Genomic DNA, 14,468 nt, shown 5'->3' with positions numbered 1-14,468 from the left:
TGCTGGCGTTGAAGAAGGCCGAGGAGCGTGCCCACCTCGACGAGCTGCGCGGAGACGTCCAGGCCTCGTGGGGCGACCAGATGCGCAACTACGTGCTGAATCCGTACCAGATGGTCAAGGACCTGCGGACCGAGCACGAGACCGGCAACACGCAGGCCGTGCTCGATGGCGAGATTGACGACTTCATTGAGACCGGCATTCGCTGGCGCCGCAACAACCAGCCCGCCAGCTGACGGTCAGTCGCCGCTGCTGAACGCGGCGTCGAAGGCTGCGGTCGGCGCGTCGAAGAGATTGCGCTTCACGTAGGCCAGCGCCTCGGGCGCACCGAGCAGGCGATCCATGCCCGCGTCCTCCCACTCGATTGAGATCGGACCGTCGTAGCCGATCGTGTTGAGCATGCGGAAGCACGCCTCCCAGGGCACGTCGCCGCGCCCGGTCGAGACGAAGTCCCAGCCGCGACGCGGGTCTGCCCACGGCAGGTGCGAGCCGAGGCGGCCATTGCGACCGTTGCCGACCTGCTTCTTCGCGTCCTTGCAGTCGACGTGATAGATCCGGTCCTTGAAGTCCCACAGGAAGCCGACGGGGTCCAGGTCCTGCCACACGAAGTGCGAGGGATCCCAGTTGAGTCCGAACGCCTCGCGGTGGCCGATCGCGTCGAGCGTCGCGTGGGTGGTCCAGTAGTCGTACGCGATCTCGCTGGGATGCACCTCGTGCGCGAAGCGCACACCCTCGGCGTCGAAGACGTCGAGAATCGGGTTCCACCGATCGGCGAAGTCCTGGTAGCCGGCCGCGATCATCTCCTCGGACGCTGGCGGGAACATCGCCATGTACTTCCAGATCGACGACCCGGTGAAGCCGATGACGGTGTCGACGCCGAGCATCCGCGCGGCGCGTGCCGTGTGCTTCATCTCCTCGGCAGCCCTTTGACGCACGCCCTCGGGGTCGCCATCGCCCCAGACCCGCGCGCCGACGATGTTCTGGTGGCGCTGGTCGATTGGGTCGTCGCAGACGGCCTGGCCCTTGAGGTGGTTGGAGATCGCGTGAACCTGCAAGCCGTGCCGGTCCAGGATGTCCTTGCGGGTCTGGATGTAGTCGGGGTCCTCGACCGCCGCCCACGGATCAAGATGATCGCCCCAGCAGGCGATCTCGAGGCCGTCGTAGCCCCAGCCGGCAGCCAGCTCGGCCACCTCCTCGAACGGCAGGTCGGCCCACTGGCCGGTGAACAGCGTGATCGGACGGGTCATGAGGTTGCTCCTGTGGGATGTGTGGTGCCGTCGGCCGCACTGGCCTCGACGGCCGCGAGCACACGTTGCACGCGAAGACCGTCGGCGAACGACGGCACCGGGTCGACGCCCTCGGCGATGGCGGTGACCAGGTCGACGACCTGGTGGGTGAAGCCGTGCTCGTAGCCCAGCCCGTGACCCGGCGGCCACCACGAGGCGACGTAGGGGTGGTCAGCCTCGGTGACCAGGATGCGGCGAAATCCGGCTTCGACGGCGGGCTGGGTGCTGTCGAAGTACTCCAGCACGTTCATGTCCTCGAAATCAAAGGACACCGAGCCGAGCGAGCCGTTGATCTCCAATCGAAGGGCATTCTTGCGACCAGTAGCACAACGCGTCGCCTCGAAGACTCCGACCGCTCCGTTGTCGAATCTCGCGGTGAACGCGGTGGCATCATCGACCGTGACGGGCGCGCGCTCGGCGGATGCTGCTGCCGTGCCACCGAGCGTCGCATGCTCGCCAGAGACGGGTCGGGTCGTGACGAAGGTCTCCATCAGGCCATTGACCGAGCTGATCGACGAGCCGGTGACCCATTGCGCCATGTCGACGACGTGCGCCCCGATGTCGCCCAGTGCGCCGGAACCGGCTCGTTCCTTGTCCAGTCGCCAGCTCATGGGTGAGTTCTCGTCGGTCAACCAGTCCTGCAGGTACTGACCGCGCACGTGGCGGATGGCGCCGAGCCGGCCGGACGCAACCATCTGGTGGGCGTAGGACACGGCGGGAGTTCGGCGGTACGTGAAGCCGACCATGCTGCGCACGCCGCGTGCGGCAGCGGTCGCTGCTGCCGCCGCCATGTGTTCGGCCTCGGCCACGGTGTTGGCCAGCGGCTTCTCGCACAGGACGTGCTTGCCCGCCTCGAGAGCGGCGATGGCGATCTCGGCATGGGTGTCGCCAGGCGTGCAGATGTCGATGACGTGGATGTCGTCGCGGGTCAGCAGCGCGCGCCAGTCGGTCTCGACGGACTCCCAGCCAAATCGCTCGGCCACGGCGCCGGCGGCTGAAGCGTCGCGGCCACAGATGGCCGCGAGACGCGGGCGCAGGGGCAGGTCGAAGAAGGAGGGTGCGGTGCGCCAGGCCTGCGAGTGGGCAGCGCCCATGAAGGCATAGCCGACCATGCCGACGCTGAGCTCGCCGGTGGCGGCGCCGCTGGTGCTGTCGCTCATGTGGGACGTCCTCAGGAGAAGGGAAGGAAGGGAGTGGGGCCCGCCCGCGCCGGGAGGATCGGCGCGGACGGGCTCCTGTCGATCAGGACTCGAAGGCCGAGCCGATGTACTGGTCGACGTTGTCCTTCGTGACGACCGGGGCGGCCAGCTGCACCTTGCGGGGCACCTCCACCTCGGCGAGGTCCGACATCGCCTTGCCCTGAACGATCAGGCGCGCCAGCTTGACGCCGTCGGCGGCCTGCGTCGACGGGTAGATGACCGTCGCCTTGAGCACCGTGTTGTCTGCCTTGATGTCACGCATCACGTTGGCCGAGCCGGCGCCACCGATCATCACGAACTCATCGCGGTTGGCGTTCTTGATGGCCGCGAGCACGCCGACACCCTGGTCGTCATCGTGATTCCAGAGAAAGTCGATCTTCGGGGCGGCCTGCAGCAAGTTCGACGCCGCCTTCTCGCCGGACTCGACCGTGAACTCGGCCGCGACGCGATTATCGACCTTCAGCCCGCACTTCTTCAGGGCGTCGGAGAAGCCGCGCGACCGGTCCTGTGTCAGGGGCAAGGAGTCGATGCCAGCGATTTCGGCGACGACCTTGTCCTTGTCTCCGGCGGCCTCGTCGCACGCGTAGGTGCCGGCCGAGACGCCCATGCCGTAGTTGTCGCCCAGCACGGTGGTGCGGGCGGCGAACGGGGAGTCGAACTCGCGGTCGACGTTGATGACCGTGATGCCGGCCTCCATCGCCTTGAGCGCGACCGCTGTCATGGCGGCGCCGTCGAATGGCAGCAGCACGATGGCGTCGACCTTGTCGTTGATGAAGGTCTCGACCTGTGAGATCTGCAGGTTCACGTCGTTGGTGCCCTCGGCAACCTTCAGCTCGACGTCGTCGTACTGCTTGGCCTGAGCCTCGGCAGCCTTGGTGATGGCACCCATCCAGCCGTGATCGGCAGCCGGGGCGGAGAAGCCGATGACGACGGTGTCGCCGGCCTTGTCGTTGTCAGTGTTGCTCTTGCTGACGCCGGATGCTTCGCCGTCATCGCTGGAGCTGTTGGTGCAAGCACCGAGCACGAGCGTGGCTGCGGCGAAGGCGCCCGCCATGGCGAACGCGCGTCGTCGGCCGGTGCTTCGGGGGGTGGTGGTGGACATGTGTACTCCTGATGGGTGGGTTATGGCGAAGTGGAACGGTTCGCGATCCGCTGCTGCAGGAGCACGGCGATCACGATGATCACGCCCTTGGCGACGGCTTGGGCCGACGTCGACAGGTTGTTGAGCGTGAAGACATTGGTGAGGGTGGCGAAGATGAGGACGCCGAACAAAGTTCCGACGACGGTGCCGCGGCCACCGCTGAGCAACGTGCCGCCGATGACGACCGCCGCGATGGCGTCGAGCTCGTACAGCGTGCCGTGGGTCGAAGAGCCGGTCGTGGTGCGCGACATCAGCATCACGGCGGCAATGCCGCAGGCGATACCCAGCAGCATGTAGAGGTAGACGGTGTGGCGCTGCACCTTGATGCCGGCGAGTCGTGCGGCTTCCGGATTGCCGCCGACGGCAAACGTCCGTCGACCGAAAGTGGTGCGGTTCAGCAGGAACCAGCCAGCTGCCGTGACGATGGCGAAGATGATGACGATCACGGGAACGCCGAGCGGATTGGCGCCGAAGAAGTCAGTGAAGCCCTGGTTGCGGATGATCTGGGTCTTGCGGTCGGCGATGATCTCGGCGAGGCCGCGGGCCGCGGCCAACATGGCGAGCGTGGCGATGAAGGGGACGATCCGCCCGTAGGCGATGAGCAGCCCGTTGATGGCGCCGGCGATGGCGCCCACCACCACGGCAGCAAACACCATCACGAGCCAACCGATGTCGTCGGCCATGGCTTGGGTCCCGGTGGTGGTGGCCCAGATCGAGGCGAGCGCGACCAGGGCGCCGACCGACAGGTCGATGCCGCCGCCCGTGATGACGAATGTCATGCCGATCGACACCACGCCGATCACCGAGGCGAAGCGCAGGATCGTCAGGAGATTGTCGGTGCTGGCGAATCGGTCACCGGAGGTGGCGATGCCCACGACGCACAGCACCACGAGGGCGATCACGAGCCCGAGGTTGCGTGCGACGCCGGTGGAACGGAGGCGCGAAGCGCGCGAGGGGCTCGGGTCAGACGTCGTGGGATCGACCCCAGGGGGAGTCTGGATGGGTGAATCGGTGGGGGCGTTCACGCGACATCGCCTCTCGTGTGGGGGTGGTCGGACTCGTGTTGGGCGATGATGTGGTCAAGAACTCCAGCGGGATCAATGGCGGCGCTCGGGCCCTGGTGGACCAAGCGACCGTCCGCCAGCACCAACACCTGATCCGACAGCCCGAGGACTTCCTCGAGGTCGCTGGAGACAATGACCATGGCGACGCCCGCATCGGCGAGGGTGCGGATCAGGGCGTAGATCTCCGCGCGGGCGCCGACGTCGACGCCTCGGGTCGGCTCGTCGAGCAGAAGAACCGAGCAGGACCGCAGCAGCCATCGCGCCAGCACGACCTTCTGCTGGTTGCCGCCCGACAGGGTGCGCACGATGCGGTCAGGATCATCGGGGCGCAGATCGACCGATCGCAGCGCCGCATGAGCTGCGGTCCGCTCGGCTTCCTCGGTGCTGATGCCGTGTCGCGCGAACCGGTCCAGGCTGGCGAGCGAGACATTGCGGTAGACGGCGTCGTCCAAGATCAGTCCTTGCGACTTGCGTTCTTCTGGACATAGTCCGACGCCGGCGCTTACCGCGCCCGAGACCGAACCGGGCCGCAGACGTTGACCGTTGACCGACACGCTGCCGCGATCGGCTCTGCGAGCACCGAAGATCGTCTCGACGATCTCGCTGCGCCCGGCGCCCACCAGGCCGGCGAGCCCCAGGATCTCGCCGGGCCGAATGTCAAACGAGATGTCGGAGAACTCGCCTGAGCGGGTAAGGCCTTCGACCGACAGCAGCGGGGGAGCATCGGCGATCTTGGGGCGCGGAGGGAAGACCGAGGAGACGGTTCGGCCCGTCATCAAGGTGATGAGGTCGGCAGTCGGGGTCGCCTGAGCAGACAGGCCACCGGCGACCGTGCGGCCGTCCTTCAAGACCGTGAGTCGGTCGCCGATGCGGCGGATCTCCTCGAGCCGGTGGGAGATGTAGATGATCGCAGTTCCCTGTGATCGGAGGTCGTCGACGACCCGGAACAGACCGTCCACCTCATCGGGGTCCAGCACAGCCGACGGCTCGTCCATCACGATGACCCGCGCATGGCGTGACAGGGCACGAGCCATCGACACGATCTGCTTGCCGGCTGCAGATAGGGACCCGACCTCGACCGTGGGCCGGATCTCGCTGTGGCCGAGTCGGCTGAGCAGATCCCGCGCCGCGCGATTCATGTCGGCGTTGCGGGTGACCCCGCCGCGCGCCTGCTCGTGCCCCAGAAAGATGTTGTCGGCGACGCTCAATCCGTCCACCAGGTCGAGCTCTTGGTAGATCGTGGCGATACCCGTGTCCAGGGCGGACTGTGGATTGGTGAAGGTGACCGGCTCGCCCTGCCAGGAGATGGTGCCGGCATCGACGCCGTGAGCGCCGGACAGCACCTTGATCAGGGTCGACTTGCCTGCGCCGTTTTGTCCGAGCAGACAGTGCACCTCTCCGGCGATGACGTCGAGGTCGACACCATCAAGGGCGCGCACGCCAGGAAACTCCTTGACGATGCCGCGCATCGCGAGCAGCGGGGCGGGGTCGGGCATGGCTGTGATGCTAATCACCCCTTGTGTCGATCGTCAAGCAAAAGTAGGGTGGTAATCGATATAAGAGTGTTGGTGAGCGGCGGAAGTCACGACGGCGAAGGGTGTGGGAAAGTATGGCCATGTCCGCGCTGCCCGCCCTCCCGCCGACACTGGCCGGCACCGGAGACCTGTTCCAGCTGATGCGCGACGGCACGCCTCGCACCCGATCTGAGCTGGTCCAGATGTCATCCTTGGCGCGCTCCACCGTCACGGCTCGTCTCGACGCTCTGATCGCGGCCGGCCTGCTCGAAGCCGTGGGTGCCGGGGCCTCGACCGGAGGTCGTCCGTCGGTCCGCTTCGCGCTCAGCCGGACGGCCCAGCTCGTGCTGGCAGTCGACCTCGGCGCATCCCATGCTGGTGTCGCGCTCAGCGATCTCGCTGGCCGCCCCGTGATCAGCCGCACGGTGACCTGCGACATCGCTGACGGGCCCCACACGGTGCTCGACCTCGTCACTGACATCGCTCGCGATCTGCTGGCCGAGATCGGGCGGGGCATCCCAGACATTGCTGGCGTGGGCATCGGGGTGCCGGGTCCGGTCGAGCACGCCCGCGGTCGACCAGCCAACCCGCCGATCATGCCGGGCTGGCACGACTTCGACATCCCGGCCCACCTCGGTCGAACCTTCCGCGGTCCCGTTCTCGTCGACAACGACGTGAACTTGATGGCGCTGGGCGAGTACGTCTCTGCGTGGCCCACCGAGCACCTGCTGCTGGTCAAGGTCGCCACCGGCATCGGTGCTGGCATCGTCGCCGATGGGCGACTGCTGCGCGGCGCACTGGGTTCGGCGGGCGACCTCGGCCATGTCCAGGTGACGGGCGCTGTCGACGACGTCGTGTGCCGGTGCGGCAACACTGGCTGCCTCGAAGCAGTCGCGGCTGCGCCCGCGATCGCGGCCACCCTGCGGTCGGGCGGGCTGCAGGTCGAGACCGCCCAGGACATCGTCGACGCGGTCAATCGCGGTGAGGTGGCCGCGCTGCAGGCGGTCCGAGCCGCGGGACGAGACATCGGCACGGTGCTGGCCACCTGCGTCAACTTGCTCAACCCCTCGGTCGTCGTCATCGGCGGCACGCTGGCCGAGGCAGGGGAGTACCTGTTGGCCGGCGTCCGCGAGGTCGTCTACCAGAGGTCGCTCCCCCTGGCGACGGACGAGCTGCGCATCGTCGGCACCGCAGCCGGCGACCAGGGCGCCCTTCTGGGAGCGGCCACCATGGTGGTCGAAGCCGTGCTGGCTGCACCTGCGGTCGACGCCTTCGTCGCCCAGCGGCTTGGTTGAACCCGAGAATGCCCTGAGAGGGGCGCGTCACTCCGGTATTGCGGGGGCGTCTGCCTAGACTCGGGCGAGTGATTCGATTCGACCAGGTCACCAAGACCTACCCCGGGCAGAAACGCGCCGCGCTCGACGCCGTCGATCTGGAGATCGAGAAGGGTGAGTTCGTCTTTCTGGTCGGTGCGTCCGGTTCGGGCAAGTCCACCTTCCTCCGCCTGATCCTGCGTGAGGCCACGCCCACCAGTGGCCGCGTCTACGTCGCGGGCAAGGAGATCAACAAGCTGTCCAACTGGAAGGTGCCGAAGCTGCGCCGCCAGGTGGGCACGGTGTTCCAGGACTTTCGACTGCTGCCGAACAAGAATGTCTCGCAGAACGTGGCCTTCGCGCTGCAGGTCATCGGCAAGCCGCGCGCGGAGATCGCCAAGGTCGTGCCCGAGACCCTCGAGATGGTGGGACTGGACGGAAAGGGGCATCGCATGCCTGACGAGTTGTCCGGCGGCGAACAGCAGCGTGTGGCCATCGCCCGGGCGTTCGTCAATCGACCCATGATCCTGATCGCCGACGAGCCCACCGGGAATCTCGACCCGTCCACCAGCGTGGGCATCATGAAGCTGCTGGACCGCATCAACCGCACCGACACCACCGTGGTGATGGCGACTCACGACGCGTCGATCGTCGATCAGATGCGCAAGCGCGTCATCGAGCTCGATGGCGGCCGCATCATGCGCGACGAGGCTCGCGGCATCTACGGCTACCAGAACTAGGAGAACGTGTGCTTTCCTCCCTGCGTGAGCTGGCGTCCAGCATGGCGCGCAACAAGTCGATGACGATCTCCTTGGTCGTCACGATGAGCGTGTCCTTGCTGTTGGCCTCCCTCGGGCTGTTGATGCAGCTGCAGGCCAACCGCACCGAGAGCTACTACGGTGACCGGCTGCAGCTGCAGGTCAACCTCTGCACCAAGAACTCACCGGCCGCCACCTGCGTGGGCGGCGCCGCCAACGACGATCAAAAGGGTGCGGTCCGCGAGGCGCTCGACACGAACTCAGAGGTCAAGTCGTTCGAGATCCGCACGCCAGCCGACAGCTTTGAGCGGGCTCGCGAAACGCTCGGCCAGTCCGACACTGGCCGCAAGCAACTGGCCACGCTGGGTCCTGACTCCTTCCCTGAGTCCTATCTGGTCACGCTGAAGGACCCGCAGGACTTCGACGGCGTCGTCAGCCAGCTGTCCGGACTCGACGGCGTCAACAACGTCACGTCTTTGCGGCAGCTGCTCGCTCCGTTGTTCGAATTCTTGTCAAAGATGCAGATCGCTGCCCTCGGCGCCGCACTGCTGCTGGTCATCGCCGCGATCCTGCAGGTGTCCAACACCATTCGGATGACTGCCTACGCGCGTCGTCGCGAGATCGGCATCATGCGGCTGGTGGGCGCATCGAGCTGGCACATCCAGCTGCCGTTCGTGCTCGAATCCCTGCTGGCCGCCCTTCTGTCGGCAGCGCTGGCGGCACTGGGCCTGAGTGCCTTCATGTACTTCGTGGTCTATCGCTATCTGCGCACGTCGTTGGGCGAGATCACCACGTGGGTGCGATGGAACGAGGCGATCGCCGTCATGGGGTTCACGACAGTTCTTGCCCTGTTGCTCGCCCTGGTTCCGACGCTCGTGATGACGCGCAAATATCTGGACGTGTGACGGATGTGACGTATGGTGTGAAAGCAGACATTCCCTCGTCCCTCTGCCGGGACACCTTTCCCCGAGGCTGATTCATGCGTCACACCACCGTCAAGGCACTTCTGGCCGGCCTGATCTCAGTCCTGCTTCTGGGTGCCCTCACCGCGCCCACGATGGCCGACTCCAAGCGGGACCTGGAGCGGGAGAAGAAGGGCGTCAACGGCAAGATCGACTCCGCCAAGGATCACGTCGACGAGTCCACCAAGGAGCTCAAGGCTGCGCGGGCCGCGCTCACCAAGGCGCAGAGCTCGCTGAAGCGCGCGGAGGCGAAGCTGGGTGAGACGCGTGGACAGCTCGCCGTGGCTCAGGTGGAGGACCGGAATCTGCAGCTGCGGCTGGCTGAGACCGAGGCCGCGCTCGGTGTGTCCATTGCCAAGCTCAAGCGGGGCAAAGCCGAATTGGTCAAGTCCGAGCAAGCCGTCGAGGACTTCACGGTTCAGAACGTGCAGCAGGGTGACCGGGGACTGCGGGCCTTCAGCCGACTGCTGAGTGGCGACGACCCGAGCGACTTCACCGAACAGATGTCGATCAACGATTCAGTCAGTGATGCGCAGCTGGCCACGATGCAGGAGCTGGACGCCACCCGAGTCGTGCTCAAGCTCAAGCGCGACGAGGTCCAGGCCCTGCGCAACAAGGTCAAGAAGCAGCGAGAAGAGGCCGCGGCGAACCTGAAGGTGCAACAGCAGCTGGAAGCAGCCGCCGCCGAGCAGGCTGTCGCTGTCGCCGCGCTGGTGCGCACCAAGAACAGCGCCAAGAAGTCAGCGAACAAAGCCCTCAAGGATGACCTCGGGCTGCTGCGCAAGCTCGAGGCCGACCGTAATCGGCTCAACGCCCAGCTGGCCGCACTGGCCGCGAAGGACCGCAAGTCCGGTGGCGCCGGCGTTGGCGGCGATGGCGGCGGCACCCTGTCGTATCCCGTCAGCGGCCGGATCACCTCGTCCTACGGAATGCGCGTGCACCCCGTGACGGGCAGGTACAAGCTGCACGACGGCACCGACTTCGGCGTTGGCTGCGGCACGCCGATCCGAGCTGCCGCATCCGGAACGATCATCCAGCAGTACTACAACGGCGGATACGGCAATCGCGTCATCCTCAACAACGGTGTCAAGCGCGGCAAGAGCGTCGTCACGACGTACAACCACCTGTCCCGGTTCGCCCGGAGCACCGGCAGCAAGGTCGGCCGGGGCGACGTCATCGGATACGTCGGTTCCACGGGTTATTCGACCGGATGCCACTTGCACTTCATGGTGATCGTCAACGGGTCGCCGCAGAACCCCATGGGCTGGCTGTAGCCTGAAACGGTGCCTCAGGAGACTGGCCGCAAGATCGTGGCCCAGAACAAGAAGGCGCGTCACGACTATCACATCGAGGACACCTTCGAGGCCGGTCTCGTCCTGACCGGCACGGAGGTCAAATCGCTGCGGGCGGGGCGCGCCTCGCTGGTCGACGGGTTCGGTGAGATCGATCGCGGCGAGGCCTGGTTGCTGCAGGTCCACATCCCGCACTACACGCTTGGCACGTGGACCAATCACGAGACCCGACGGCGCCGCAAGATGCTGCTCAACCGGGCGGAGATCGACCGGATCGAGCGGCGGACCACCGAGAAGGGCCTGACCATCGTGCCACTGTCGCTGTACTTCCTTGACGGTCGCGCCAAGGTGGAGATCGCTCTGGCCAAGGGCAAGAAGAGCTTCGACAAGCGACATGCCATCGCCGCTCGAACGGCGAACAACGAGGCCGAGCGCGAGCTGGGACGACGTCTCAAGGGGATGTAGACGGTGCGCGACGTCGATGTTCCCGCCTACGTGATGACGCTCGGGATCCCCGGCATCGTCGACGTGCACACGCACTTCATGGCTCCGCCCATCATGGCGAAGGTCTGGTCGTACTTCGATGGGGCGGGCCCGATGCTGGGGCGTCCGTGGCCCATCGCCTACCGGGGCACGGACGAGGAGAGGGTCGAGCAGCTGCGCGCCATCGGCGTGCGACGATTCTCGGCGCTGTCCTACGCCCACAAGCCCGGCATCGCCGGGTTCATGAACGAGTGGACGCTGGGCTTCGCCGACCGCACGCCGGACGCACTGCGGTCGGCGACGTTCTATCCCGAGCTGGAGGCCGCCGACTACGTCCCGAAGTTGATCGCCGGCGGCGTCGAGGTCTTCAAGGCGCACGTGCAGGTCGGCGACTTCGCCCCGAACGACCCCCTGCTCGAACCGGTGTGGGGCGCGCTGGCCGAGGCGGGCACCCCGATCGTGCTGCACGCCGGGTCAGGCCCGGCTCCGGGGCGATTCACCGGACCGGGCGCGGTGGCCGACGTACTGTCCAGACACCCGTCGCTCGCGCTGATCATCGCCCACCTCGGCATGCCGGAGATCAGTGAATTCCTCGACCTGGCCGAGCGGTACGAGAACGTGCAGCTGGACACCACGATGGCGTTCGTCGACTTCTGGGAGCACGACATCCCCGCCGAGGTGCCCGGTCGGCTGGCAGGTCTGCAGGACAAGGTGCTGTTCGGCACTGACTTCCCCAACATCCCGTACGAGTACGCACATCAGATCGAGGTGCTCGATCGGCTCGGTCTCGGCGATGACTGGATGCGCTCGGTGCTGTGGCACAACGGCGCGCGACTGTTCGGCGTCACCGTGTGATCCGCCTCGGCACGGCCCAAGGTCGCTGGCTGCTGACCGCGATGATCCTGGGATCCGGCATGACATTCCTCGACGGGTCGATCGTGTCGTTGGCGCTGCCAGCCATCGGCAATGACCTTGGTGCCGGGCTGGCGGGGCTGCAGTGGACCGTGAATGCGTACACGCTGACGCTGGCGGCGCTGATCCTGGTGGGCGGATCACTGGGGGACCGCTGGGGCCGCCGCCGGGTCTACCTCGTCGGAGTGGTCTGGTTCGTGCTCGCGTCGGCGCTGTGCGCCCTCGCGCCGAACATCGGTGTGCTCGTGGCTGCTCGCGCCCTGCAAGGGGTGGGTGGTGCCCTGCTCACGCCCGGAAGCCTGGCCATCATCTCGGCTTCGTTTCACCCCGATGACCGTGGACGGGCGATCGGGGCCTGGTCTGGTCTCGCGGGGGTGACGATGGCGATCGGCCCGCTGGTCGGCGGATATCTCGTCGACGCAGCCGGCTGGCGGTCGATCTTCTGGCTCAACGTCCCGCTGGCGGCCCTCGTCATCTGGCTGACGGTGCGTCACGTGCCCGAGAGTCGGGGTGCCGACGACAGTCTCGACCTGGTGGGCGCCTCGTTGACTGCCGGCGGACTCGCGCTGCTCACCTACGGACTGGTCGACCGGTCGTGGGCGTACGGGTTGGTTGGGCTGTTGGTGCTGGCTGGGTTCGTGTGGCACCAGGCCGTTGCTGCCCATCCGCTGGTTCCACTGGGTCTGTTCGCAGATCGAGTGTTCACGGCAGCCAATCTGTGCACCTTCGCGATCTACGGCGCTCTGGCCGGATCGGGCTTCCTGCTCGTGCTGCAGCTGCAGTACGTCGCGGGCTTCACGCCGCTCCAGGCCGGGCTGGCCACCATTCCGGTCACGATCCTGATGTTGCTGTTCTCGGCTCGTGCCGGGGCGCTCGCCACCCGGATCGGCCCGCGCCTCCCCATGACCATCGGTCCGATCGTCGCGGCGTGCGGCCTGCTGCTGTACCTGCGCATCGGCGCGGATGCCTCGTTCGTGGGCGAGGTGCTGCCCGGTGCACTGGTGTTCGGCGTTGGCCTGGCCATGCTGGTCGCGCCGTTGACCACGGCAGTGCTCGCTGCGGCACCCGATGCGCAGACCGGTATCGCGTCCGGCGTCAACAACGCGGTCGCCCGCACCGGTTCGCTGTTGGCGGTCGCCGCCATCCCGCCTGTCGCAGGCATCTCGGGCGCCAATTTCGCCGATCCTTCGGTGTTCGGACCCGGTTTTCGCACCGGCATCGAGATATGTGTCGGCATGCTGGTGCTCTCGGGTCTGCTCGCCTTCGCCCTGATTCGCGGCCGATCGGTCGCCCCTGTCACCACCGAGGAGTAGACTGGAGTCACAACTCAAGAGGGGCTGATCGGTTTCGACTAAGGTCGTTCGATTCAGGTGAAGCGGGTAGAGGATCCAGGGTTATCTCTCAAACGATCTCTGGAAACCAACAAGTGCCGATTCAAAGCGCACTGACTTCGCCCTCGCTGCTTAAGCGATAGGTGAAGGGCTGGCCCGGGGGCGTCTCCGCTCCGGATCGCCAGTCTCATCAAGGGGACTTGCTGATCACACTGTGTTGCAGGGTGTGATCGGGACTTCACTGCGACTGAGCTCGTCGGCGATGCGTTCGTCCAAGCGCCGGAGCTGAGAAAAGCGTCAGACGAACTGCACCCGGAGAATCCCTGAATCAGCGCCGTAGGACCCGGGTTCAATTCCCGGCAGCTCCACAGACGCACGTGGCCCCCGACTTTGGTCGGGGGCCTCGTCACGTCCGGGTCAGCTCGTCCAGGTGGTGTCGAGCACCGAGTTGGGGTGAAAGTGCACTGCGTCGCCGCGGCGGGTCGGTCGGATCAGGTCGAATCCGCCGGTCGTCACCAGGGCCCACGGCCCGGACACGAACTCGTGGCCTAGCCCCGCACCGGGCCCGAGCGACGCCGCAGCGGACTGGGCGCACTCCAGATGCATGGGAGGGAACACAAATCGCCCTGTTTGCGCCTCGGCCTCGGGACCGAGGAACGCAATGGGGCGCGTCAGGGTCAGCCCGCACATGCCGCAGACGCGGCTGAGCGCGCACCGGATCGCCCGCTTCTTGACCACGGCGGAGACATCGCTGACCCCGTCGTCGTCCTCGCAGGCGAACGGTACGGGCGTCACACCGAAGCGGGCGACCACTTGCCCAGCTCCGAACGACGCACCGGACGCTCATCGTCGCGCAGGCGGCGCTTGCGCGGTGAGATTGGCGCCGGGTTGTCGGTCGTGCGCCGGTTCGGCAGCGACAGCTTCATGATGGTGCGCAGGGTCTGCCCATACTGCTTGTGGAGCGGACCGATCGTGTACGGAATGTCGTAGCGCTTGCAGATGTCCTTGACCTTGACCGAGATCTCCGCGTAGCGGTTGCTGGGCAGGTCGGGGAACAGGTGGTGCTCGATCTGGTAGCCCAGCTGGCCACTCATCAGGTGCAGCAGCTTGCCGCCCTCGAAGTTGGCCGAGCCGAGCATCTGGCGCAGGTACCACTCGGCGCGGGTCTCGTCCTCGAGCTCTTCTTCAGTGAAGTGCACGGCGCCGTCGGGGAAGT

At 66.5% G+C, this 14,468-nt stretch carries 14 protein-coding genes, 1 other RNA gene and 1 pseudogene; 9 read left to right on the top strand and 7 right to left on the bottom strand.

The features are described from left to right. Nucleotides 1–233, top strand: a pseudogene (prfB, locus tag WB508_RS07520) (peptide chain release factor 2); the annotation flags it as partial. Between the two features lie 3 nt (nt 234–236). On the opposite strand, the gene WB508_RS07515 reads toward prfB, so the two are convergent. From WB508_RS07515 to WB508_RS07495, 5 genes are all read right to left on the bottom strand, one after another. Continuing rightward, nucleotides 237–1,244, bottom strand: coding sequence for a sugar phosphate isomerase/epimerase family protein (locus WB508_RS07515; protein WP_423844266.1), 1,008 nt, complete (start codon nt 1,242–1,244; stop codon nt 237–239). Then, a complete protein-coding gene (locus WB508_RS07510) occupies nt 1,241–2,443 on the bottom strand; it encodes a Gfo/Idh/MocA family protein (protein ID WP_423844265.1) in 1,203 nt (400 codons plus the stop codon). Before WB508_RS07510 ends, WB508_RS07515 begins: the two co-directional genes overlap by 4 nt. An 82-nt stretch (nt 2,444–2,525) precedes the next feature. Then, nucleotides 2,526–3,584 carry a substrate-binding domain-containing protein gene (locus WB508_RS07505; protein WP_423844264.1) on the bottom strand — a complete coding sequence of 353 codons (1,059 nt, stop codon included), beginning with the start codon at nt 3,582–3,584 and terminating at the stop codon, nt 2,526–2,528. A 20-nt stretch (nt 3,585–3,604) separates the two neighbouring features. Further along, nucleotides 3,605–4,648: an ABC transporter permease gene (locus WB508_RS07500; RefSeq protein WP_423844263.1), complete on the bottom strand. Its 1,044-nt coding sequence runs from the start codon at nt 4,646–4,648 to the stop codon at nt 3,605–3,607. Then, a complete protein-coding gene (locus tag WB508_RS07495; protein ID WP_423844262.1) occupies nt 4,645–6,183 on the bottom strand; it encodes a sugar ABC transporter ATP-binding protein in 1,539 nt (512 codons plus the stop codon). The genes WB508_RS07500 and WB508_RS07495 overlap by 4 nt, the downstream gene beginning before the upstream one ends. Nucleotides 6,184–6,302: 119 nt before the next feature. Between WB508_RS07495 and WB508_RS07490 the strand changes: the two genes are divergently transcribed. The 8 genes from WB508_RS07490 (at nt 6,303) to ssrA (ending at nt 13,623) form a co-directional block, all read left to right on the top strand. Then, nucleotides 6,303–7,496, top strand: coding sequence for an ROK family protein (locus WB508_RS07490; RefSeq protein ID WP_423844261.1), 1,194 nt, complete (start codon nt 6,303–6,305; stop codon nt 7,494–7,496). A 68-nt stretch (nt 7,497–7,564) separates the two neighbouring features. Beyond that, nucleotides 7,565–8,254 (top strand): cell division ATP-binding protein FtsE, encoded by a 690-nt coding sequence (gene ftsE / locus WB508_RS07485; protein WP_423844260.1) that lies wholly within the window; start codon nt 7,565–7,567, stop codon nt 8,252–8,254. Between the two features lie 8 nt (nt 8,255–8,262). Continuing rightward, complete coding sequence (gene ftsX / locus WB508_RS07480) at nt 8,263–9,177, top strand: permease-like cell division protein FtsX (RefSeq protein WP_423844259.1); 915 nt, start codon at nt 8,263–8,265, stop codon at nt 9,175–9,177. Nucleotides 9,178–9,251: 74 nt separating this feature from the next. Next, entirely contained in the window at nt 9,252–10,508 is a 1,257-nt protein-coding gene (locus WB508_RS07475; RefSeq protein ID WP_423844258.1) for a peptidoglycan DD-metalloendopeptidase family protein, read from the top strand. Between the two features lie 9 nt (nt 10,509–10,517). Further along, entirely contained in the window at nt 10,518–10,991 is a 474-nt protein-coding gene (gene smpB, locus WB508_RS07470) for an SsrA-binding protein SmpB (RefSeq protein WP_423844257.1), read from the top strand. Nucleotides 10,992–10,994: 3 nt separating this feature from the next. After that, nucleotides 10,995–11,864, top strand: a complete 870-nt coding sequence (locus WB508_RS07465; RefSeq protein ID WP_423844256.1) for an amidohydrolase family protein — start codon at nt 10,995–10,997, stop codon at nt 11,862–11,864. 41 nt (nt 11,865–11,905) lie between these two features. Continuing rightward, nucleotides 11,906–13,234 carry an MFS transporter gene (locus WB508_RS07460; protein WP_423844267.1) on the top strand — a complete coding sequence of 443 codons (1,329 nt, stop codon included), beginning with the start codon at nt 11,906–11,908 and terminating at the stop codon, nt 13,232–13,234. A gap of 20 nt (nt 13,235–13,254) precedes the next feature. Next, nucleotides 13,255–13,623, top strand: a transfer-messenger RNA (tmRNA) gene (ssrA, locus tag WB508_RS07455). Nucleotides 13,624–13,669: 46 nt separating this feature from the next. Here ssrA and WB508_RS07450 read toward each other — a convergent pair. Beyond that, nucleotides 13,670–14,047, bottom strand: coding sequence for a hypothetical protein (locus tag WB508_RS07450; protein ID WP_423844255.1), 378 nt, complete (start codon nt 14,045–14,047; stop codon nt 13,670–13,672). After that, nucleotides 14,044–14,468 (bottom strand): fatty acid desaturase family protein (locus tag WB508_RS07445; protein WP_423844254.1); only part of this gene is annotated, 425 nt, incomplete at its 5' end. The genes WB508_RS07450 and WB508_RS07445, both read right to left, overlap by 4 nt.

The sequence above is a fragment of the Aeromicrobium sp. genome (assembly GCF_049586495.1).
Lineage (GTDB): Bacteria > Actinomycetota > Actinomycetes > Propionibacteriales > Nocardioidaceae > Aeromicrobium.
The sequence above is the reverse complement of the archived record's forward strand: the minus strand, read 5'-3'. Positions and strand labels throughout refer to the sequence as shown.

Excerpts from the sequence above, each read along its gene's own strand:
- WB508_RS07505 (WP_423844264.1), bottom strand. The coding sequence starts at position 3,584 with ATGTCCACCACCACCCCCCGAAGCACCGGCCGACGACGCGCGTTCGCC.
- WB508_RS07510 (WP_423844265.1), bottom strand. The coding sequence starts at position 2,443 with ATGAGCGACAGCACCAGCGGCGCCGCCACCGGCGAGCTCAGCGTCGGC.
- WB508_RS07475 (WP_423844258.1), top strand. The coding sequence starts at position 9,252 with ATGCGTCACACCACCGTCAAGGCACTTCTGGCCGGCCTGATCTCAGTC.
- WB508_RS07460 (WP_423844267.1), top strand. The coding sequence starts at position 11,906 with ATGATCCTGGGATCCGGCATGACATTCCTCGACGGGTCGATCGTGTCG.
- WB508_RS07495 (WP_423844262.1), bottom strand. The coding sequence starts at position 6,183 with ATGCCCGACCCCGCCCCGCTGCTCGCGATGCGCGGCATCGTCAAGGAG.
- WB508_RS07515 (WP_423844266.1), bottom strand. The coding sequence starts at position 1,244 with ATGACCCGTCCGATCACGCTGTTCACCGGCCAGTGGGCCGACCTGCCG.
- WB508_RS07490 (WP_423844261.1), top strand. The coding sequence starts at position 6,303 with ATGTCCGCGCTGCCCGCCCTCCCGCCGACACTGGCCGGCACCGGAGAC.